Genomic DNA, 21,593 nt, shown 5'->3' on the forward strand with positions numbered 1-21,593 from the left:
TGTCATTTTTAAAAACTCACGACCCAGTTGAAAAATGCCTGATGCTCAGCCTCTTGACCCGAAAATCATGCGCCGAGAGACAAAACGTTTCATTGGCGGACAATTGTCCAGCAGGGTCAGTCCAATGCCGCACAGATGCCCGAGCAGCGTATTGTCATTAGAAAACAGCTTGATCAGTGAATCCGTAAAAATGCGACCACCCTGACTGTCTGCACGCCGTCGATGACGATATCTTGCCAGCATTGGTAACGCGCCAATTTCCTTATTTTCAGAAGCAGTTGCAGTCAATTCCAGCGCAAGCTCATAGGCATCTCTGAGGCCGAGATTAAAGCCCTGTCCGGCTACAGGATGTAGAGTTTGGGCAGCGTTCCCGACAAGTGCAATACGTTGCGTAGTCGGTGAAATTGCATATTTAAGCGCCAGAGGAAACCCTGAACGCTTCCCGGTGGAGACAAAACGTCCCAGCCGGTCGCCAAAATGATTGTACAATCGCCGTAGAAATTGTGCTTCATTCAGCGCCAGAATTACTTTCGCGTTTTCAGGAGACGTCGTCCAAACGAGTGCAAAGTCATCTCCTGAAGGAAGCAATGCAACCGGTCCTTCTGATGTAAAACGCTCGTATGCAATACCAGTTTGCTGAACTTCGGTTTTTACATTGGCCACAATTGCCCATTGATCATATGCTTCGGTTTGATAGGCGATGTCTTCAATCTGACTGCTGAGGCGGCCGCCATCAGCCAGCACCAGCAGCTTTGCAGTCAAGTCTTTTTCAGCGCCTTCATGCTCATATTGAACGTAACCCAAATACTGATCTGTTGAAAAGGTTTTTACAGCAACACCGGTCTGATACTGAATTTCGTTATTAACTGTAGCTTCATACAGAGCACGATACAAATCATGATAATTGACCACATAACCAAGTGCCGGAACGCCAGCATCTTCGGTCGTCAAAACGGTACGACCGAAAAAACCCTTATTTGAAATATGTATAGTCTGTATCGGTGTATGCCTGTAAAGCCTGTTCCAGACCCCCAGTCGTTGCAAAATCAGATAGCTGCCGTGTGAAAGAGCCAATGGCCGCTCGTCATCCACTTTTTCTGGCAATCCCCGTGCCTCCAAGAGCAGAACGGTCAGGTTACAGTCTCGCAGCGCCAGCGCCAGCGCCATACCCACAGGGCCGCCTCCGATTATCACAATATCGTAGTGTTTATCTTGCATGAATTTCCATCACAAATTGTTGAGGCCGCACACTCTCTCAAGAAGTCTGCCGCTGAGATATATCTGCTGCATCAGATTGATTTTGTAACACTGTAATCTTGGTTATTTAAATTGGATTCGCACGCCGCGCACAGTCAACAGCTGCTTCTGTTTTAAACCAAAATCCGTTCCAATACAGTCGTTTAATAATATTCCTGCTTGGCGTAGCTCTCAAAACGTGTATACTCGCCCAGAAAAGTCAAATTGACCTTTCCGATCGGTCCGTTACGCTGTTTTCCAATAATAATTTCTGCAATGCCTTTATCCTGTGTTTCAGGATTATAGACCTCGTCACGATAAATAAATAAAATAACATCGGCATCCTGCTCTATTGCGCCCGACTCCCGCAGATCAGACATTACCGGGCGTTTGTTGGGTCGCTGTTCCAGGCTGCGATTCAATTGCGACAGCGCGATTAGCGGCACTTTCAGTTCCTTGGCCAGGCTTTTTAGAGCGCGAGATATTTCCGATATCTCGGTTGCCCTATTTTCACCCGGGTTGCTTGATGACATCAGTTGCAGATAATCTACGACAATCAATCCTAGCTCGCCATACTGACGATAGAGCCTCCTTGCCCTTGCCCTGACCTCAAGCGCGCTAAGTGCGGCGCTTTCGTCTATGTGAATAGGCGCATCACTGAGCTTACCCAGGGCATGCGTCAACTTCGGCCAGTCATCATCATCCAGTCGTCCGGTACGAACTTTATGCTGATCAAGCCGGCCGACCGAACCTAACATACGCATAGCGAGCTGCGCACCACCCATTTCCATGCTGAAAACCGCTACCGGCTTCTCAAGCTCCAAAGCAACATGTTCAGCAATATTCAGCGAGAACGCCGTTTTTCCCATTGATGGTCTACCGGCAACGATAATCAGATCACCGGGCTGGAAACCTGAGGTCTTCTGATCCAAATCATGAAACCCTGAAGCAATACCGGTTACATCGTTGGGGCTTTCCCGACTGTATAGCAGTTCGATGCGCTCAACCACCTCTTTCAAGAGTGGCTGGATGTCAACAAACCCCTGGTTATTGCGCGCACCTTCTTCAGCAATTTCAAACACCCTGGACTCGGCCTCATCAAGCAGATCAACAGCCGACCGTCCGGCAGGATTGAACGCAGACTCCGTTATCTGAACACCCACTTGGGCCAGATTGCGCATTATCGAACGCTCCCGAACTATCTCTGCATACCGTTTAATATTTGCAGCAGATGGTGTGTTCTGCGCCAAAGCACCAATATAGGAAAGTCCGCCAACCGTTTCCAATTCTGCAGACAGTTCCATTGATTCGGCAACGGTAACTACATCAGCCGGCTTATTATGCTCGATTAATTTACATATATGTTGAAAAATCAACCGGTGATCATGGCGATAAAAATCATCGCCTGTTACGATATCTGCAATCTTGTCCCAGGCTTGATTATCCAGCATCAATCCACCCAGCACCGATTGTTCAGTTTCTATAGAATGCGGTGGCGTTTTGTAGGTTTCCAACACCTCGCTGGTCGTGACATTAAATATGGATTGGGCCATTGGTTTTAGCGGATACTGAATACTGGATTCCGATTTTAGCATTTACTGGATTGCTATTAACAAAAAGTAAATAAAAAAATAATACTGAAGTTCATATACACTGCTCTGCAATAAATCATCCACACTACTTCATAAAAAATCGGCTCATAATAGATATTAAAATAACAGGATTATGATTGAATAATTAGAAAGCTATTGGCATATCATATGTTCAGATTCAAATATCTGCGGCATACCGACAACGATAATGGTTTAGTCTTCTGCACTTGCAGCTCGAAACGGCAAAATCAGTCATAATGATTTATCAGTTGATATAGTTGAATATTTCCTGCAGCAACAGTTCTCTTCAAAACAACTTAAAAAACGTTTCTGTCTTTCAAATTCCGCGTTGATCCAAGTGATATACTTTATTCATGGTTTCATCACATTGCAGTACGTTATGTCGGAAAATTTTAAACACATTCAAATCGATGTTTGATGCTATTGTTTTTTCTAAAAAGCTAACAACATGACAGCTTTTGACAAAATACAATGCTCGGCAATACTGATAATCTCCACATTAATTCTGGCATATGGCCAGGTTGCTTCAGGGTTCGAAATTGGTATTGGGGACTGGCAGGCACATGGCTTTGCGAGCCAAGGCTACACCTACACATCAGGCAATAATTTCTTTGGTAAAAGTCGGCATGATGGCAGTTTCGACTTTAGGGAAATTGGAATCAATGTGGCCGGTAACATCTATCCAAACGTTTTGATCGCTGCACAAGGTCTTTATCGAGATGCCGGTGGCTCAGACACGGATGATTTTCGCTTGGATTTTGCCAATTTAGATTATCAATACCCGATCAACAATGAAAGCACTATAGGCATCCGCCTGGGCCGAATAAAAAACCCGTTCGGTCTGTACAACGATACACGCGATGTTATTTGGACCCGGCCGAGTGCGACTTTGCCGCAGTCAATCTATTTTGACGCGCTGGCTTTGCGTCAGGCAATGATCTCATCTGACGGCGGGCTGATTTATGGCCGCCACTCATTTGGCAATCATACACTCAGCGCTGAATTTGTTACAGCCAATCCCCTTGATAACACGGGTGGCGCAACAGAGTTTTTGACTGGATTATCAGATGCACCCGGAAAAATGACCGGGAGACCACTGTTTATAGGTCGCGCTGGTTATCAATGGAAAGAAGGCCGGTTTCGCCTGCTGTTCAGTATCGTAGACCTCAATCGAGATTTTAAATCATCTTCTTCCACCATACCTTCTGGAAATATCAAAACGACATACCCGCTGGCCTCGGCGCAAATCAATCTGGAAAAATGGAGTTTCACGACAGAGTATGGTCAAGTCATGACCAAACGCAGTGAATCATTATTCAGGGGTATTCCACTGGACATGACTTCAGAAAGTTTCTATGTTCAGTCCGAATACCGTTTTGCCCCTGACTGGACTGCATTGCTGCGCTTTGACGCATTCTTTGCCGACATTCATGACCGCAGCGGAAAAAAAATGGCTCAAATGACAGGGTTGCCAAAACACATGTTTTTTTCAAGGGATATAACGTTCGGCCTGCGCTGGACATTTGCGACAAATTTTATGGTTGCGGCCGACTACCACAGGGTCCATGGTACGGGTTGGTTATCACCTGCAGACAATCCAGCCCTTTTGCGAGGCTCCGGGGGGGATCCCAACTGGGACCTGGTAACAGTCATGTTTTCCTATCGTTTTTAACTTAACCTGTTGTAATTTATTACCCTATTCCGAAACGAAGCGCACTGTGGCTGCCCGCTGCCAAAAATAAAAAAGCAAAAATTCTGTGGGAACCGGCCATGCCTGATACACAAGCACGGTTTCTCTATACTGATCAGGTTGTTTGACAACAATTCAGGCTATGCAGTATATTTCGAATTGTTAAAAGATTGCATTCAATTTATCAAGTACTTGACGCCCTATCCAAGAACCTTCAATTCAAATTCACTATGCGCATTGTTGTAACCGGAATGGGAATCGTCTCGCCAATAGGCTCCAGTGTCGATGAATTCTGGAATGCAGCCATCAATGGCATTAATGGTATTGGTCCGATCAAGTCTTTTGATGCATCAAATAACCGGTCTCGCATAGCAGGCGAAGTAAAAGATTTTGACCCTAAATCGCTTCTATCAAACAAACAAATTGAGCAAACGGATCGCTTTACACAGCTGGCTGTATATGCGGCTAATCAGGCAATCATAGATGCCGGAGGTCTTGATCATTATGAGCCGCGCCGACGTGCAGTCAGTCTGGGATCTGGCATGGGCGGATTTGCAACATTTGAATCTTCAGCAGAACGCAGACTAAAGAACCGGTCAATTCCGCCCTTTACCGTTCCCCGCACAATGGCTAATTCCGCTGCCGCCTGGATTGCCACCATACATGAATTAAAAGGTGCAAACCTTACCTGCAGTACAGCGTGTTCCTCTGGCGGCAATGCAATCGGTATGGGCCTTGACATGCTGCGCGCAGGAAAAGCGGACGCTGTTGTCACCGGCGGTGCAGAGGCCTGCGTATTACCTTTAACGATTTCAGGCTTTGAAGCCTTGTATGCGCTATCAACCGGTTTCAATGATAATGCACAGCACGCCTCTCGCCCGTTCGCAAAAGGCCGTGACGGCTTTGTAATGGGAGAAGGCGCGGCCATTCTTGTGCTGGAAAAGGAAGATACCGCAATACGACGAGGCGCCAGTATTTATGCACAACTGGCTGGCTACGGATGTGCATGCGACGCAGCCCATCTGGTAGCACCCGACATAGACGGGCAGGTCGCGGCAATGACGGCTGCAATTCAGGACGCCGGAATAACGCCTGATTCAATTGACTATATAAACGCTCACGCCACATCCACACCACTCGGGGATGTCATTGAAACCAAGGCAATCAGGCAGTTATTTGGAAAACATGCCGAAAATATCATCATCAGCGCCACAAAATCCATGATTGGACACACTATCGGTGCATCTGCAGCCATAGGCAGCATTGCTGCAATCCAATCGTTACGTACAGGTATGGTTCATCCGACAATCAATCTGGAAGAAGCAGACCCGGAATGTGATCTCAATTATGCGCCAAATACAGCGTTTGCAAAAACATTGAATACTGCTCTGTGCAATGCATTCGGATTCGGCGGCAACAATGTCAGCCTCGTTTTCTCAAAACCCAATGTTTAAAATAAGCAATCTAATATGAACACAGAAAATATTGAAGCAAAAGTAATTGAATTTATTGCGTCGAAAGTAGAGGAAGTAGATGCGTCAACAATAACCGCCGAGTCCGAATTTGAAGCGCTTGGCCTCGACTCCATGGATCGGGTTCAGTTACTATTTGACGCCGAGGAAACATTTGGCGTGACCTTCAAGGACGATGAAGTCAAAAGCTTTCATTGTGTCAAAGATATTATCGACTACATTAGCAATCACCAGCCGGTTTCCTCAGCTAAAAATTAATAAGATCGGATTCAGGGTACTGTACGATTTATTTTGTGTCTTACTGAAAAAAACTACTCGCCATGCACTGTAATCAGGATTTTTCTGCTGCCTCCATCATTACGATGCTCGCATAAATAGATTCCTTGCCAGGTACCCAGATTCAAACAACCATTGGTTACAGGGATAGTCAGGTTATTATCCAGCAAACTGGATTTTAAATGCGCAGGCATATCATCCGCGCCTTCATCACGGTGTCTGTAATACAGTTCGTTTTCCGGCACGCTGTGGTTAAAGTACGTTTCAAAATCCTGACGCACGTTTGGATCCGCGTTTTCATTCACTGTCAATGATGCTGATGTATGTTGTATAAATATATGCATCAAACCAATGTTGAAATTTTTAAGTTCCGGCAACTGCAGCGCGATTTCGTCAGTAACCAGATGAAACCCACGGGTACGCGGATTTAACTGGATTTGTTTTTGTAACCACATAGACATAGTACGACTCACAATAATTCACAAATATTCATTAACCAAAACAGAAGCACAATGTGTACCGGGGTGCTTTTGTCACATTAAACAAGCATAATGACTGAGACTATAATTGAATTAATCAGGCATGGCGAGCCGGTTGGCGGTCGCCGCTATCGAGGGCATGCAATTGATGATCCCCTGACAGAAAAAGGATGGCGTCAAATGTGGAATACTGTCGGGGACTGTCATCACTGGCAGCAAATCATCAGCTCCCCGTTGTCGCGTTGCCAGGCATTCGCTATTGCTCTGGGCAAACGGCATAACATCGGCGTCACAGTTGAAGCCAGGTTCAGTGAAGTCGGTTTTGGCGAGTGGGAGGGTTTAAGTCATGAAATCATCAAAACGGATAGATTCGATGAGTATCATGCCTTTTTACGGGACCCGGTTAATCGGCGCCCCAAAGGTGCCGAACCGCTTGATAGTTTTATTCAACGCGTTGCCGCCGCTTATGATGATGCGGTTCAGCACCACAACGGCAAACGTTGTTTAATTGTTACACATGCCGGTGTCATCCGTGCAGTTATCGCCCGTACTGTCTGTGCTGCTCCCGTTGGTCTTTATCGAATGAAAATTAACAATGGCGGTATAACACGCATCCGTCACACTGAATCCGGTGGGATTCTGGAATGTCTGAACGGCCAAATGACAGAAAAATAAACAACAGGTTTATAATCAGAGAAACATTTGCCGCACAAACATACTGATTCATCAATGTGGCAGCTATCAACAAATTCGTTCCAGTATGCACCCTGCTGGACGGTCACTTTGTTAAACATATCAATCCCGCCAGATACAACTGTGTACCGGCAGCCCGGCCTATCATTGTGCAACGTTGTCTTATCATGCAGTTGACCTAAAATTATCCATCATCACGATTTGACATCATACTGATATTTTACGCAACAGTTTTATCAGGCCCGCACATCCAGTCAGAAGCAACAAGCTTTGCAGTAATCCAGCCGAAACTGAAGCAGCCTGAAGCGCCTGAAGTCCGCCTGCCAGTAACAGGACCGCGGCAGCTGCCCCTTCCGAGATACCCCAGAAAACACGATTGGCCACCGGCGGATTTGGATTTCCGCCGGAAGTGATCATATCATCGACAAATGATCCAGAATCTGACGATGTAATAAAAAAAATCACAGCAAGCAGCAATCCACCCCATTGCATGACTGCTGTCCAGGGTAGATGACTCAGCAGTACATGAAGCGACATGGCGGCATTGTCTATCACCGGAGCTGCCATACTGCCGGTTTCTTTTTCTAAATAGATCCCGGTACTGCCAAACACGGAAAACCAGATAAAATTTATCAATGTCGGCACCAACAATATGAAACCTACAAACTCTCGCAAGGTTCGTCCTTTGGATATACGCGCAATAAAAATACCCACAAAGGGGCTCCAGGAAAACCACCACCCCCAGTAAAACAATGTCCATCGCGTCTGCCAGTCGTTCTCTGGCCGTGTATCCAGCCACACGCTGGTCGGAACGAAATACTGAACATAGTCAACAGCTGCGGTAAAAAAAGCTGTAATCTGATAAAAGGTAGGCCCCGTCAGAAAAACAAATACCAGGAAAAAAACCATAATCAGGCAATTCAGAACACTTAAGTAACGAATTCCTCTGGACACACCGCTAACTGTCGAGATTGTCGCGATTGCTGTAATCAGCGTAATGATCCATATCTGGTTCGTAACCGAGTAATCGGCATCTATGACATGATTCAGTCCAGCGTTGATCTGCATTGCACCCAGGCCGAGTGAGGTCGCTACACCAAGTAACGTTCCGATCGTACAGAATGCATCTGTAGCATGCCCAAGCCAGCCGTAAATACGCTCCCCAAACAATGGATAAAGAAGTGACCGTGGAGCCAGCGGCAAACCAAAACGGAAATGAAGCAATGCAATAGACAGTCCGAAAATGACATAAATTGCCCACGGATGCAGTCCCCAATGGAAAAAACTGAACTGCATGGCCTCCGCCTGGGCTTCCTGGCTTTCCGGTACGGCTGTTGGAGGATCATAATAATGATAAAGCGGTTCAGCAACTCCCCAAAACACCAGTCCCATGCCCATACCGGCTGCAAATAACATTGCCAGCCATGCCATTAAGCTGAATTGAGGCCTTTCACCAGGCACACCCAGTGTCAGATTTCCATAACGACTGAATAACAGCCAGAAAGCGCAAATAACCATTGCTACGGTTGCTGCAATATAATACCCACCGAATATTTTAGATATGTCATGCAGTAATGCGTCAAATAAGCGTCCTGCAGCTTCACTCCAAATGCCGGCAACCGCAATAATAATGATATTAATGATCGCAGCGGTAAAAAAAACAGGCGGTGAAATTCCTTCACGCCACTCGCGTAACAATTGTGTACAATAAGTAATGGTCTGGTGCATAGGCGTTGAAGTGCTGTATTGAAGTCAGATAGACTGGAACAAAATAACAGAGGACAGATGGCCAAAATAGCTCGTAGAAATAGCGTAGCTGCAAACCAGCACACACTTGCGCATTTTCATTATAATCATTGTAGCTTGCTTTGCTTCCGTTGTTAAATCCAGCAATGCGTAAGAACTGATAAGAAAAGTATTTTAAATATAATCAAAAACACGGCTATGACGCAACGCATCGCATTGGTCACCGGCGCCTCAAGCGGTATAGGCAAAGCAACTGCCGAACTGCTTGCGAAAAATGATTATTATGTCTACGCCATGGCGCGCCGCAAAGACAGACTTGAGGCCATGCGTTCAGACAGTATTGAGCCGATTCAGCTGGATGTAACTGACGCAAGCGCCATTGAAGCTGTCGTCGATTATGTCATGACCGCCAAGGGCCGCATTGACTTACTGGTAAACAACGCTGGATATGGACAATTAGGGGCTATTGAATGCGTTTCCATGGAAGCTGCTCACGCGCAGTTTGAAGTTAATGTTTTCGGTTATGCGCGTTTTATGCACGCGGTGCTTCCGCACATGCGTTCGCAAAAATCCGGATGTATTATCAATATTGCATCGATTCTGGGAAAAGTTTCATTACCTGGTTTTGGTTGGTACACGGCTTCGAAACATGCAGTTGAGGCGTTATCTGAAACCCTGCGTAGCGAAGTTATGAAATTCGGTATCAAGGTCATCGTCATTGCGCCGGGTCTGATCAGAACAGAGTTTACGGAAAAAGAATTTGCCTTACTTAAAACAGTCCAGCACCCGCCTGCATATAAAAAATTGCTCGATGCTCTTCCCCGTCTTCTCGCCGGTGAACCCAAAGCACCAGGACCAGAAATTATCGCACAAGCCATTTTGAAAGCGGCCACAACAGCTTTTCCACCCATGCGCCATGCATTACCTGGTGATTCAAAAACGGCAGTAGTGTCTCACTGGCTGCTGGGCAGTCGAATTTTTAATTGGGCAGTACGCTTAAAGATGAAGCTTTGAATCACTGTAACAACTGAAACAGCATTATTTTTTGTTGCAGAAGGCAACAAACACAAAAATTCCAACAAGACCCGTTTAAAGCACAAAATCGTGGAAATGGAGCTGGAGAATTTGGATTGAAGTTACACACAGAGACAGAGACGTAACAGACGTGACACCGATCTCCATATGATTCATTCGAATAAGAACCGGTTCCTCGATTACACGTTCAGTTAACAAATCACCACAAAACCACTGTTACAGAAATCGAATCTCTGGAAACAACCAAGAACGGATACCGAGCATTCTGATACCCGCCAGGCAACAGGGATACCGTTTCTCTAGAAGTTTTCCCGTTACTGACGTATCATTGCTGCGCAGAGCACTGACAGATTCAGTTATCTATCCTTTAGTCTGTCCTGCTAACCGTCTGTCCAGACAGGAAAAATAAACTGTTGCATCGGGGGCAGTCTGATTACGCTGCGCCTGCCACAGCATTTCAGCCAGACATTCCATCACCTGGTGAGCCGCATCATGCTCATCTCCGGTCTGTTGTTTGAGTTGTAAGAAACGTTCACTTATACCAGCCGGCTGATTGATTGACAGCTGTTCCCTAATGGCAACATGCATGCTCAGGTGCAAGAATGGATTGGTTTCCCCCATCTCCGGCAGAAAATCCTTATCGCCGTAGCGTTCCACATCATCCAGCATGCCATGATACTCGGGGTGAAGTAATATGACCTCCAGAGCAATTTGCTCCAGTCCAGTTAAAATTTCCTGCTGCCTATATTTTCGCCAAGTGCCGAAAAATAGCTGGCGCGCCTGATTTCTTGTAGGTTTAAACATGTCAGAAGTAATGCGTAGTCCTGTTATTGTGCCGGTGTCTCGGAAATGTCAAGCTGTCTTGTCTTTATATTCACATAAGTGATAAATCACGCATCGATTGCATTCAGGTTTTCTGGCTTTGCAGACATATCGGCCATGCAATATCAACCAGTGATGTGCGTCATGCCTATAAGCCTTGGGAACAACTTTTAATAATTTTAATTCCACTTCCAGCACAGATTTACCACGTGCAAGGCCTGTTCTGTTGGCTACACGAAAAATATGTGTATCAACAGCGATGGTCGGCTCACCAAAAGCTGTATTCAAAACCACATTGGCCGTTTTACGGCCAACACCGGGCAATTGCTCGAGTTGCTCACGCGTTCTTGGCACCTCGCCATTATACTGTTGCTCCAGAATCTGACAGGTTGCGAGAATATTTTTTGCTTTTGTTTTAAACAGCCCGATACTCTTAATAAAATCCAGTAGCCTTTCTTCACCTAACATGAGCATTTTCTGGGGCGTATCCGCCACAGCGAACAATTTCCGTGTGGCCAGATTGACACTTTTATCCGTCGCCTGCGCTGAGAGTAATACTGCAATCAGCAATTCAAAAGATGACTGGTATTCCAGTTCGGTTGTCGGGTTAGGGTTGACAGTTTTCAAGCACGCAAATAGTTCCTGTCGCGTGGCTGAATTCATGATGCAGTAGACCGCGATTTTAAATTGCCATCCATATCCTGCGAACGAATGGAAGCGGCTCGCTCCAACGCAGCCTGAACGATAATCCTTTTGCGTATTTTTAATGTTTCCACACTGTTATTCGGTGCAGCCGGCTTCATTCCGTCTACAATTTCCGGCGTCTGTTTTTTATCCTGGCTAAGTCTTTGCAGCCTGAATTGATACCGTCGGCGGGCCTTGTCCGCTTTATTATCATATTCATTTTGCTGAGTTTTATCTGAATCTGCCTGTGAAATATCAGGAATCATTTGAATACAATCCACAGGACATGGGTCCAGGCATAATTCACATCCGGTGCATTCCCGAGAAATGACTGTATGCATCTGCTTGGCTGCCCCCACAATTGCATCAACTGGACATGAACGAATACAAAAAGTACATCCAATACACAGATTTTCGTCAATTACCGCAACAGACCTGGGTTTGGGATAGCCGTGCTCTGTATTCAACGGTTTGGGTTGAATACCCAGTAGCGCAGCTATTTTTTCGATAACAATTGAATCACCTGGCGGGCATTGATTAATATCCGCCCGCCCTTCTACGATAGCCGAAGCATAAGGCTCACAGCCGGAATATCCACACTGACGGCATTGCGTTTGCGGCAAAACAGCATCGATTTGCTTGATGAGTTGGTGTTTATACTTCAATGAAAACTCTCTTTCAGATTGTTCAGGCATGACTCCCGGAACACTAAACTTCTTAACCGCTGTTAACAAATCCCGGCAGATGCGAAATGTCTAAATTATACAGCGATCCCCAGACATCGCGATTAAAAACCTGACCATCCCGTTTTCCAACAGGATTGAATTTATCTATCGTTTATTCAAAAATCTACGCACATACATACGATTGTCATGCCTCACAATTATATTCAGATGAAAAACAATTCTGTAAATCATTGAAGAATATATTAGCTCCTGCACATTTTCACCCAAAAAAACAGGTGGTATCGATTAGTAGCCGCATTCAAATAATGTGTTACAGCTATTCACAAACCGCATGATTATTCAAACAGAAGCTATATATGGCGTTTCTTTAAGTAATATCAACAAACTATCCATTGCTACACTTTCCTCCTGTCTTATTCACTTGGTTTGCAATGAGGAATACTGTTATGACGAATGACAACATTAGCCTGCCCAAACTCTCATGCCCGTTTCCAGAAAGAATCAGCCCTTATGCAAATGATGTTCATCATCATACCCTTGAATGGGTCAAACATTTTAGACTCGTTACAAACGAGAAAGCATTTGAACGCCTGCGATCATCCAAATTTGGCAGGCTTGCGGCGCGCGCTTATCCGGATGCTGCGTTGGATAGACTTGAAATCATTTCTGACTGGAATACCTGGCTTTTTGTAATTGATGACCAATGTGATGAAAGCGGGCTGGGCAAGCACCCTGACCGGTTGTTAGCCTTGCACGGCCGTTGCATTGAGATTTTGTCCGGTTATTCTACGAAACCAAACGATATTCCGCTGATTCACGCTTTACATGATATATACTGCCGTCTGTTACCGCTTGCCTCGAAATCCTGGATGCTGCGATTCGCAAAAAGTGCTGCCGAATATTTTGAGGCGACGTTCTGGGAGGCACAAAACCGATACCATAGCCGATGGCCGGACATTGATAGTTATATGCTGATGCGCCCTTTCAGTGGTGGATTATTTACCGATATAGAATTGATTGAAATTGCAGAAAACATCAAAATGTCATGCCTAGCCCGCGCGAACCCACACCTGATGAAGCTAACTGCTCTGACAAACAATGTAGTGTGCTGGTCTAATGACATTATTTCACTAAGAAAAGAAAAGGCGCACGGTGATATGCATAACATGGTTCTGGTGCTGCAACGTGAAAGAAATATCAGCCTGCAGGAAGCACTGGATTTTGTTAAAAATCTTATCGAAACGCAGATACAGCAATTTCTGATACTCGAAAAACAGTTGCCCGAATTTGCTGATGTATGTGATCAGGACGTTAAAAAATACGTTTCGGTTCTGCGCTCCTGGATGCGTGGAAATCTGGACTGGGCTGACGAATCTGGACGATACAAAGCCTCGCAGGATGTAAATCAAAGTATCCGCCAAAGAACGTTCGCACTATACTGTGAATGATCCATGTCAGGATCTCAATCGGATACCAAGGGATAAAATTATCTGTAATATTGTCTATATTGTATTGAAATATATCGAAGCGAAATAATCGTTATTTGGCTTTACTGCGCACAACATGCCAACGCCATTCTCATTCAGCAATACCATAGCCACCGGCTTTACAGGTTCTATTACTGTTGATGCGCTTATATACGGCTTCCGTTGGGAGAATAGCGTTATTTCTTACAGTTTCCCAGGCGTACAATCTGTATGGTCAACAAATCCGTTCACTGGTTACGATCCCGGTGACGAACCATGGAGTCTTTCCTATGCGCCACTTTCATTATCAAACCGTTCCGATTTCGAAGCCGCATTGCAACAATGGCAGAATGTTGCTGATATTAAATTCGAGCCGATCAACGAAACGCAGAATACTGTTGGCGATATTCGTATTGCCTACTCTCAGGTGCCTGCATTATCCTCTGCCGAAGCATGGGCTTATCTGCCAGCACAGGGAGTCTGGGGAGGTGACATCTGGGTCAACAAATCAAGCGTCAGCGCCAGTCGCGAGTGGACACCAGGTAATTATTCATTTTTGACAATTCTTCATGAAATCGGACATGCGCTGGGTCTCACCCATCCCTTTGACGATCCCGCTTTTCCTACTGCAGACAATACCATGTCGTCCACAATCATGAGCTATTCCGCGCTTCCAGGCAACCAGGAATCAGTCTTTGATTATTACCCTACCACACCAATGCCGCTGGATATCATGGCCATTCAGCATATGTATGGTGCCAATACAGATTTCCAAAAAGACAACAGCACAATTCTTTTCACAGATGACAAAACCTATCACGAAACCATTTTCGATACCGGCGGAATAGACACAATCACCTACACAGGCAGCCAGCACACCATAATCCAGCTTACGGCGGGCAGTGGTTCATACATCGGTAACGCGGTACATGCAATCAGTGATAACGAACACATTGCAGTACCCAATATCTGGATTGCATATGACACCGTCATAGAAAATGCCGCTGGTGGTATCAACGATGATGAGATTTACGGGAATCCATTTGACAACATACTGTCTGGTAACGCCGGCAACGACATCCTGACAGGTCTGGAAGGTGACGATACATTTCTGGGCGGCACCGGTATCGATGAAGTTGTGTTTACAGATAAATTAACTGATTACCTGCTGAATAAAACCGCTGACGGGTTCACGATAACACATCAAACAGGCACTGATGGAAAAGATATACTCCTGGAAATTGAACGCCTGAAATTTACTGATAAAGGGCTTGCACTTGATATCGATGGGCATGCCGGTCGGATTGCCAAGCTTGTAAGTATTACATTTGGTGCCGATACAGTGAGTAATCCCGATCTTATTCGCGTTGGGCTGTCTTTAATAGATAATGGAGCCAGTAATGAAGAACTCGCGTTTACAGCGCTGACCGCTTTAGGTATAAGCAGTCATGATCAACTTGTTTCGTTGCTTTGGCATAATCTGTACGGATTTGATCCTACACCAGACGAAAAACAACCATATGTAACGCTACTCGATAGTCAGCAGTTGTCAGCTGCTGACCTTACGATTTTGGCTGCAAGTACACCGTTAAATGACGAAAATATTGATCTTGTTGGTTTGATGCAATCTGGTCTAACGTTCAGTTTATAAATCCTATTCAAACCCGCTGTCGGCCGAGAGCTAAACTGAAACGGCCTGACTTCCAAAAACCCCCTGTCGTATTAACGCCGAAACATCCATCATCAAAGCTACACTGCAATGAACAAACACGCCCAGCCAGATATTGCGACTCTTTAAACTCATATAACCCAGAATCACACCGGCAATGATGGCTGCTATCGTTTCTGGCATGGGTTTACCGAAATGTATCATGCAATAAGGCACCATCATGAAGAAAATTGAATAAAAACCGAACCTGTGCTTAGTTCCGTGAAGCATGAATCCTCGAAAGAAGAACTCCAGTGCAACAAACTGCAAAAAATAAAATAATTCCCAGACAAAAAACTTCGGAAACAAACTGTCGCCCGGGGACACCTTATAAAACGGATACATTTTGATGAAGCTTTCGGTTGCTGAAAAATAATAAACCAGCGGTATCATAACAATCAGCATCCAGATATACAGTCGATAATATCTCAATGCACCTTCGAAACCCGCTCCGTACTCAGTGAAATTTTCTCTGAAAATCCATTTAATACAGATTGCCGGTAACGCAAGATAAAAAAAGACAATGACCGATGCCCAGTAAAGCGCCTGAAAGAAACCTGAATCAGGATGCATCAGCATTAATCGTTGTAATTTGATGGCCAGATCGTTAAAACCCAAATTCAGCAGAATTGAAACAAGAAATTTGAAATCACCGAAATAGTGCGTGCAGGTCAGCACTAGTGCCGTCGTCAGGCATATCAGCATCACTTTGTAGTCAAATTGCGATATATTGTCTTTTAATGACCGGTATGAGTTTTTTTCTGTACTGACAAGTGTTTTATAAACCGTTAAGAAAAACCGCCTCATGGATAAACTTTGATGGATAGAAAAAAGACTATAGTAGATTATATAATTGCCGAGCAATTTTCATAACTGATTATTTACTTCATCCAGGATAGATTCAGCCAGGAAGCTGGTTGAATTGCATTGGGGACTCTTGCCGGTGAAGCCCTGTCATTCCTGTCGCTCTCTCACAGGAATGTATCCAGAAAGATGTTCGCACTTTGTCTATACAGTTGCTGTGTAGACAATCTCAAGTTCAGTCACGAGTCTGCCACATTCAAGACGTAAAGAGAGCCTGGTTACACCGCATTCAAAATTGTTTTGCTATGAGAGGTCAGTAGCGAAGGAAACGTAATTCGAAACGTAGTACCTTTGCCTACTTCACTTTCAACATTGATCTGCCAGCCATAATGATTGCAGATTCGTTTGACAATCGGCAGCCCGATACCAAGCCCTTCTACATGCGTAGTGCCACGAAAAAAACGTTCAAATAATAATGGTAAAAATGCAGATTCGATACCCATTCCCGTATCGGTTATCGACAAACTCCCGTGGCCATATTCAACACGGATAAAACCCGTCTCGGTATACTGAATTGCGTTGCGCAGCAAATTGGTCATTGCTGTATGCAGCGCCTGGCGATTTAACAGGACAACCACATCTGGCGCGATATTGACAATAAACTTTAATTTTTTTCGGTGTATTTGTGGATACAAAGGTTCAACGGCGTCATTCACGCATTCTGCGATCGCAACAGGCTCCATCACACCCAGCGCCTGTTCACGAGCAAGAAACAATAATGCCTGCAGCTGTTCGCCCATCCGTGTGGTAGCTGTTTCAATACGTTTAATTCTCATACGCACCTTGTCTGAAAGACCAGGTTCAGCATCCAGCAGTTCACAACTTGTTAAAATGGTTGTAATCGGCGTTCTCAATTCATGACTGATATTGGCAGTAAATTCCTGCTCTCTTTGCAGCATACGTCGTATCCTGTTCTGATAATCGTCCAGGGCAGACGCAAGTTGCGCAACTTCCTTATCCATGTCTGCCTGCATTAAAGGCACACCCTGCACATCACCCGGCGCAAGTAATTTAACACGTTCAGCCAGATCTGTTACCTGTTTGACAAGAATTCCCGCCAAAACATAACCGACAACGAAAGCAATCGCGACAACAGCCACCCAGGACAACAAAATCAGCAAACGTAACTCACTCAGCCGCTGGTTATGTAATGCTATACGATATGCAACCAGAAATTTGACATCATCGATGGTCTGAACAAGAACGTGAATGTCCTCGAAATCATAGTAAATCCGGTGGTATCCGGTATTCAGTCCACGGTAATAGGAAGGGATCTGCAATTCATCATCGACATGATGTATGACATATCCTTTTAGATGTGAACCAATCTGGGAGTAAAAATCAGAATGCTTCCGATAGCGATGCACCAAATGATCCATTTCCATCTTGATCACTTGCCGGATATGCGCCTCTTCAATATTATCTGAAGCGATATACAGAATAACGCCGAGTGCACCTACTGTAATAATACAGAAATTCGCCAACGCGTTTGCAACACGCAGACGTAAACCATGTTCAATCCTGAGTTTGAGCACGAGAACTTAAGCAGTAACCGATACCGTGTACCGTTTCAATCGGGTCATAGCCACCGGCACGCAGCAGAGCACGTCGCAGCACGTGCATATGGCTGCGCAGCGTATCACTGGTCTCCTGCACATCCTCCCACGCTTCCGATTCCAACTCCTTGCGGCTGAATACACGACCGGGCTCACTCATCATTAATGCCAATAACCGAATGCATTTTGGCGGCAGCTTGACGTCTTTATTCTCAAAACGTATTGAAAATGTCTTGGGATCGTAAGACAGACTGTCGACTTCGAGCAAGCGACTTGCCATGCGTCCTGAATGACGTTTGTGCAGTGCATTCAGACGCGCTTCCACTTCTTTTAGGGCAAATGGTTTTACCAGATAATCATCAGCACCGTGCTCAAATCCGACCAGTTTGTCTTCGAGAGTATCACGGGCCGTCAGCATCAGTATCGGGGTATCGACGTTTGATTCCTGCCTCAGTTTTTGACACAGAGCAATACCACTCATCCCCGGCAACCCCAGATCGAGCAAAATCGCATCGAACTGCTGAGTCACTGCCAAATGAAAGCCTAACGCCCCATCAGCAGCGGCATCCACGCTGTGGCCGCGAGACTCAAGAAAATCATACAGATTGGCGGCAATAGCCAAATCATCCTCAATAATCAAAATATGCACTATGTCTGTTACCTTTTACTACCATTACCAGACCGCTAATAACGTTTCACCAATACTATGATGCACTATGAAATTTGCGGCTTAGTGTATGCACTGCTTCAACCAATGCACCAGCATGCTCAGGCGGTGTAAACTGGGAGATACCATGTCCCAGGTTAAATACGTGACCGCTCCCGCTGCCATAACTTGCTAATATTTTTTCAACTTCTTTGACGATGACCTGTGGCGAAGAAAATAATATCGATGGATCCAGGTTACCCTGCAAAGCCACCTTTTCACCAACCTGCTTGCGCGCTTCACCCATGTCAATCGTCCAGTCAAGGCCCACTGCATCACAACCGATATCCGCAATCGCTTTCAACCACAAGCCACCACCTTTGGTAAAAACGATGCAGGGAACACGCATACCTTCACTTTCCCGCTTGAGACCTTCAATGATTTGATGCATATAATGAAGAGAAAATTCCCGATACGCAGAATGTGACAGTGCGCCGCCCCAGGTATCAAAGATCATCACAGCCTGAGCTCCTGAATCAATCTGCGCATTCAAATACGCTGTTACGGCATGCGCATTCTTCTCCAGTATTTGATGCAGCAGTTCAGGTCTGTTATACAACATGGTTTTAATTTCGCGGAAATCCGTGCCGCCGCGTCCCTCGATCATATAGCAAGCGAGCGTAAACGGACTGCCGGAAAACCCGATTAACGGCACCCGATCATTCAGTGCCTTGCGTATCTCGGATACAGCATCCATTACATATTGCAATTCATCACCCGGGTCAGGTATTTTTAATGCCTGAATACTCGCTTCGTCGCGCAGCGGACGCTCGAACATCGGTCCTTCACCCTGCGCAAAATAAAGGCCCAGTCCCATTGCATCCGGTATAGTCAGGATATCCGAAAATAATATGGCTGCATCTAACGGAAACCGGTCAAGCGGCTGTAAAGTCACCTCTGTCGCCAGTGCCGGCGTTTTGCACAAGGAGAGAAAATCACCAGCCCGGGCGCGTGTTTCATTATATTCGGGCAGGTAGCGTCCAGCCTGACGCATCATCCAGATGGGTGTGTATTCTATGGGTTGTTTGAGTAAAGCTCGTAAAAACGTATGGTTAGAAGTCTTCATGAATCCGTCTACACGATATATTTTTGTTATTTAATTATTAGTTATTATTATCTAGCAACACAGCTAAAAGTGTTTCCACGCTAATAGTTAGTTACTAGCGCAATTTAATTTATCCGTTCGACAACGAGTCACGAACATACGAAACAAACTTTCTTAAAAGCCAGCTATTCAAAGGCTTTATGATACCAGTGTATAAAGCATAGGTACATTGACATTTTGACTAATACCCATACTATGGAGTCAATATACCTTGTTTTGCTCAGGTTTTCATTTCACTTCGGTATAAAAGCTATAGAATCTGACATTATGCAATTGACAGAAACCAATGTTCGCTGCATTCGATCAGAATTATCAATATTTGATTGTTCTCGTTTTTTTGAAGACAACAGGTTTAACAACTTTAATAGCTGTGAAAATCCACATGGATTCCTTCGGTCACCAATTAGAACAGCAAAATAACGAACACCTGTCTGGGCTTTTTTTTGCACAGATTGCTTGCGTGGTTTTTGCGGGTGGTATCGCCATTGTCACGCTGTGTGGCTGGATGGTACCTGCCATTGCTTCAAAACTGCCTGATGGCTGGTGGTTGATGACCCAAAATACCGCGTTATCCATCTTGATCAGTGCATTCGCCATCATATTGATCCGAAACGACTCGAATATTCTGGTTATCCGATTTTGCGGGCTCGCTGTTATCATTTTCACAACGTTCGCATTATATGGCTACATCAACGGCCAGTCGATTGCCTTTGAATCAATCAAAATACAGGGTAATTTGACAGAACTATCCGACCAAGTGCCCATACACAGCATTATTTTCTTCTATTTGTATGGCGCTTCAATCATCGTTGCGAAAAAAGAAAAGAATCAGAAACATTGTAATAACGCTCGTGATTTTTTAACGCTGCTGTTGATTGGAATGGTACTGGTTATCTTCTCAGGATATCTTTTTTCAGCTACAAGTTTATATAGCCACTCTACTGAAACACTTGTTTCATATCATACTTTTGTTTGTATGTGTTTATTGACATTCACGAACTTTGTTCGCGGTGTTGACGGTGGAATATTCTCATTATTCCTGGGTTCCGGAATCGGAAGCTACACAGCCAGAGTAGCTTTGCCATGGGCGATAATGGGTCCATTTTTTGTTATCAGTGCCATTAACTATTTTTGGGACCCAAGGGGCGCTTCTCAAGAAATTCAAATTGCATTATCGGCAACCCTGTTATCACTCATGTTCTTTTTTATCATTTTATGGTTATCCAACAAAATCAGTCACCTGGAAAATGATTTGCGCACACTCGCACTGACCGACGAAATGACCGGTCTTTATAACCTCCGTGCTTTTTCCATTTTGGGAAAACAGGCTTTCCTGGAAAGCCTGCGTAACAACACTATACTGACATTGCTGTATTTTGATCTGGACGGATTAAAAAAAATCAATGACACTCAGGGACATCAGGTCGGTTCTGATATGATTATTGAATTTGCAAATCTATTGAAGACGAATTTTCGCCGTAATGAAACTATAGCCCGAATTGGCGGTGATGAATTTGTTGTACTGAGCAAGAATCAAGAAGTAGACACAGCAGCAAAAAGACTGGCAGACGCCGTCAATGCTGCTAACGCTCGTAATAATAAACGCTACCGCATCAGTTACAGCGAAGGAAAGATAATCGGGAAAGCAGAAAATTTTGGTTCCCTGGATGATTTGCTAACTCAGGCGGATGTGTTGATGTATGAAAATAAAAAAAGAAAAAAGCTCGTATCTTCATAAATCGAAGTTCTGCAATCC

19 protein-coding genes are annotated in these 21,593 nt (G+C 44.9%); 8 read left to right on the forward strand and 11 right to left on the reverse strand.

Translation table 11 applies throughout. The annotated features are described in order from the left end of the window. Window positions 1-45 precede the first annotated feature (45 nt). Window positions 46-1,218 carry an FAD-dependent monooxygenase gene (locus BMX44_RS01715; RefSeq protein WP_090627372.1) on the reverse strand — a complete coding sequence of 391 codons (1,173 nt, stop codon included), beginning with the start codon at window positions 1,216-1,218 and terminating at the stop codon, window positions 46-48. A gap of 182 nt (window positions 1,219-1,400) precedes the next feature. Then, a complete protein-coding gene (gene dnaB, locus BMX44_RS01720; RefSeq protein WP_090627679.1) occupies window positions 1,401-2,789 on the reverse strand; it encodes a replicative DNA helicase in 1,389 nt (462 codons plus the stop codon). A gap of 508 nt (window positions 2,790-3,297) precedes the next feature. On the opposite strand from dnaB, the gene BMX44_RS01725 reads away from it, so the two are divergent. The 3 genes from BMX44_RS01725 (at window position 3,298) to BMX44_RS01735 (ending at window position 6,269) form a co-directional block, all read left to right on the forward strand. Beyond that, entirely contained in the window at window positions 3,298-4,521 is a 1,224-nt protein-coding gene (locus tag BMX44_RS01725; RefSeq protein WP_090627374.1) for a porin family protein, read from the forward strand. A 248-nt stretch (window positions 4,522-4,769) separates the two neighbouring features. After that, a complete protein-coding gene (gene fabF, locus BMX44_RS01730; RefSeq protein ID WP_090627376.1) occupies window positions 4,770-5,993 on the forward strand; it encodes a beta-ketoacyl-ACP synthase II in 1,224 nt (407 codons plus the stop codon). 15 nt (window positions 5,994-6,008) lie between these two features. Beyond that, a complete protein-coding gene (locus tag BMX44_RS01735) occupies window positions 6,009-6,269 on the forward strand; it encodes an acyl carrier protein (protein ID WP_090627378.1) in 261 nt (86 codons plus the stop codon). 53 nt (window positions 6,270-6,322) lie between these two features. On the opposite strand, the gene BMX44_RS01740 is transcribed toward BMX44_RS01735, so the two are convergent. Beyond that, window positions 6,323-6,748 carry a secondary thiamine-phosphate synthase enzyme YjbQ gene (locus BMX44_RS01740; protein ID WP_245738788.1) on the reverse strand — a complete coding sequence of 142 codons (426 nt, stop codon included), beginning with the start codon at window positions 6,746-6,748 and terminating at the stop codon, window positions 6,323-6,325. A gap of 90 nt (window positions 6,749-6,838) precedes the next feature. Between BMX44_RS01740 and BMX44_RS01745 the strand changes: the two genes are divergently transcribed. After that, on the forward strand, window positions 6,839-7,441 hold the full coding sequence (locus BMX44_RS01745; protein WP_090627382.1) for a histidine phosphatase family protein: 603 nt from the start codon (window positions 6,839-6,841) through the stop codon (window positions 7,439-7,441). 225 nt (window positions 7,442-7,666) lie between these two features. Here BMX44_RS01745 and BMX44_RS01750 read toward each other — a convergent pair whose 3' ends face one another. After that, the gene (locus tag BMX44_RS01750) at window positions 7,667-9,187 is read right to left on the reverse strand and encodes a BCCT family transporter (RefSeq protein WP_090627384.1); all 1,521 of its coding nucleotides are present in this window, start codon (window positions 9,185-9,187) and stop codon (window positions 7,667-7,669) included. A gap of 216 nt (window positions 9,188-9,403) precedes the next feature. Here BMX44_RS01750 and BMX44_RS01755 point away from each other — a divergent pair, with 216 nt between their 5' ends. After that, window positions 9,404-10,219, forward strand: coding sequence for an SDR family NAD(P)-dependent oxidoreductase (locus tag BMX44_RS01755; RefSeq protein WP_090627386.1), 816 nt, complete (start codon window positions 9,404-9,406; stop codon window positions 10,217-10,219). Window positions 10,220-10,600: 381 nt separating this feature from the next. On the opposite strand, the gene BMX44_RS01760 is transcribed toward BMX44_RS01755, so the two are convergent. From BMX44_RS01760 to rsxB, 3 genes are read right to left on the reverse strand one after another with little or no spacing between them, the layout of a single operon-like run. Beyond that, window positions 10,601-11,044, reverse strand: coding sequence for a DUF1841 family protein (locus BMX44_RS01760; RefSeq protein ID WP_090627388.1), 444 nt, complete (start codon window positions 11,042-11,044; stop codon window positions 10,601-10,603). Window positions 11,045-11,092: 48 nt separating this feature from the next. Then, the gene (gene nth / locus BMX44_RS01765) at window positions 11,093-11,725 is read right to left on the reverse strand and encodes an endonuclease III (protein ID WP_090627390.1); all 633 of its coding nucleotides are present in this window, start codon (window positions 11,723-11,725) and stop codon (window positions 11,093-11,095) included. After that, complete coding sequence (gene rsxB / locus BMX44_RS01770) at window positions 11,722-12,441, reverse strand: electron transport complex subunit RsxB (protein WP_090627391.1); 720 nt, start codon at window positions 12,439-12,441, stop codon at window positions 11,722-11,724. The genes nth and rsxB overlap by 4 nt, the downstream gene beginning before the upstream one ends. Window positions 12,442-12,878: 437 nt before the next feature. Here rsxB and BMX44_RS01775 point away from each other — a divergent pair, with 437 nt between their 5' ends. Beyond that, window positions 12,879-13,880, forward strand: a complete 1,002-nt coding sequence (locus BMX44_RS01775) for a terpene synthase family protein (RefSeq protein ID WP_090627393.1) — start codon at window positions 12,879-12,881, stop codon at window positions 13,878-13,880. Window positions 13,881-13,995: 115 nt separating this feature from the next. Beyond that, complete coding sequence (locus BMX44_RS01780) at window positions 13,996-15,549, forward strand: M10 family metallopeptidase (protein WP_090627395.1); 1,554 nt, start codon at window positions 13,996-13,998, stop codon at window positions 15,547-15,549. 30 nt (window positions 15,550-15,579) lie between these two features. Here the strand turns inward: BMX44_RS01780 and BMX44_RS01785 are convergent, their stop codons facing one another. The 4 genes from BMX44_RS01785 to hemE form a co-directional block, all read right to left on the reverse strand. Then, on the reverse strand, window positions 15,580-16,413 hold the full coding sequence (locus tag BMX44_RS01785) for a CPBP family intramembrane glutamic endopeptidase (protein WP_090627397.1): 834 nt from the start codon (window positions 16,411-16,413) through the stop codon (window positions 15,580-15,582). A gap of 275 nt (window positions 16,414-16,688) precedes the next feature. Beyond that, the gene (locus BMX44_RS01790) at window positions 16,689-18,005 is read right to left on the reverse strand and encodes a sensor histidine kinase (RefSeq protein WP_090627398.1); all 1,317 of its coding nucleotides are present in this window, start codon (window positions 18,003-18,005) and stop codon (window positions 16,689-16,691) included. Beyond that, the gene (locus BMX44_RS01795) at window positions 17,986-18,675 is read right to left on the reverse strand and encodes a response regulator transcription factor (protein ID WP_090627399.1); all 690 of its coding nucleotides are present in this window, start codon (window positions 18,673-18,675) and stop codon (window positions 17,986-17,988) included. The genes BMX44_RS01790 and BMX44_RS01795 overlap by 20 nt, the downstream gene beginning before the upstream one ends. A 55-nt stretch (window positions 18,676-18,730) precedes the next feature. Further along, window positions 18,731-19,798, reverse strand: a complete 1,068-nt coding sequence (gene hemE, locus BMX44_RS01800; RefSeq protein WP_090627400.1) for a uroporphyrinogen decarboxylase — start codon at window positions 19,796-19,798, stop codon at window positions 18,731-18,733. A 409-nt stretch (window positions 19,799-20,207) separates the two neighbouring features. Here hemE and BMX44_RS01805 point away from each other — a divergent pair, with 409 nt between their 5' ends. Further along, the gene (locus BMX44_RS01805; RefSeq protein ID WP_177167631.1) at window positions 20,208-21,575 is read left to right on the forward strand and encodes a GGDEF domain-containing protein; all 1,368 of its coding nucleotides are present in this window, start codon (window positions 20,208-20,210) and stop codon (window positions 21,573-21,575) included. Window positions 21,576-21,593: the final 18 nt, after the last annotated feature.

The sequence above is a fragment of the Nitrosomonas marina genome (genome assembly GCF_900110145.1).
Lineage (GTDB): Bacteria > Pseudomonadota > Gammaproteobacteria > Burkholderiales > Nitrosomonadaceae > Nitrosomonas > Nitrosomonas marina.

Excerpts from the sequence above, each read along its gene's own strand:
- BMX44_RS01715 (WP_090627372.1), bottom strand. The coding sequence starts at position 1,218 with ATGCAAGATAAACACTACGATATTGTGATAATCGGAGGCGGCCCTGTG.
- dnaB (WP_090627679.1), bottom strand. The coding sequence starts at position 2,789 with ATGGCCCAATCCATATTTAATGTCACGACCAGCGAGGTGTTGGAAACC.
- BMX44_RS01725 (WP_090627374.1), top strand. The coding sequence starts at position 3,298 with ATGACAGCTTTTGACAAAATACAATGCTCGGCAATACTGATAATCTCC.
- fabF (WP_090627376.1), top strand. The coding sequence starts at position 4,770 with ATGCGCATTGTTGTAACCGGAATGGGAATCGTCTCGCCAATAGGCTCC.
- BMX44_RS01735 (WP_090627378.1), top strand. The coding sequence starts at position 6,009 with ATGAACACAGAAAATATTGAAGCAAAAGTAATTGAATTTATTGCGTCG.
- BMX44_RS01740 (WP_245738788.1), bottom strand. The coding sequence starts at position 6,748 with ATGTCTATGTGGTTACAAAAACAAATCCAGTTAAATCCGCGTACCCGT.
- BMX44_RS01745 (WP_090627382.1), top strand. The coding sequence starts at position 6,839 with ATGACTGAGACTATAATTGAATTAATCAGGCATGGCGAGCCGGTTGGC.
- BMX44_RS01750 (WP_090627384.1), bottom strand. The coding sequence starts at position 9,187 with ATGCACCAGACCATTACTTATTGTACACAATTGTTACGCGAGTGGCGT.
- BMX44_RS01755 (WP_090627386.1), top strand. The coding sequence starts at position 9,404 with ATGACGCAACGCATCGCATTGGTCACCGGCGCCTCAAGCGGTATAGGC.
- BMX44_RS01760 (WP_090627388.1), bottom strand. The coding sequence starts at position 11,044 with ATGTTTAAACCTACAAGAAATCAGGCGCGCCAGCTATTTTTCGGCACT.
- nth (WP_090627390.1), bottom strand. The coding sequence starts at position 11,725 with ATGAATTCAGCCACGCGACAGGAACTATTTGCGTGCTTGAAAACTGTC.
- rsxB (WP_090627391.1), bottom strand. The coding sequence starts at position 12,441 with ATGCCTGAACAATCTGAAAGAGAGTTTTCATTGAAGTATAAACACCAA.
- BMX44_RS01775 (WP_090627393.1), top strand. The coding sequence starts at position 12,879 with ATGACGAATGACAACATTAGCCTGCCCAAACTCTCATGCCCGTTTCCA.
- BMX44_RS01780 (WP_090627395.1), top strand. The coding sequence starts at position 13,996 with ATGCCAACGCCATTCTCATTCAGCAATACCATAGCCACCGGCTTTACA.
- BMX44_RS01785 (WP_090627397.1), bottom strand. The coding sequence starts at position 16,413 with ATGAGGCGGTTTTTCTTAACGGTTTATAAAACACTTGTCAGTACAGAA.
- hemE (WP_090627400.1), bottom strand. The coding sequence starts at position 19,798 with ATGAAGACTTCTAACCATACGTTTTTACGAGCTTTACTCAAACAACCC.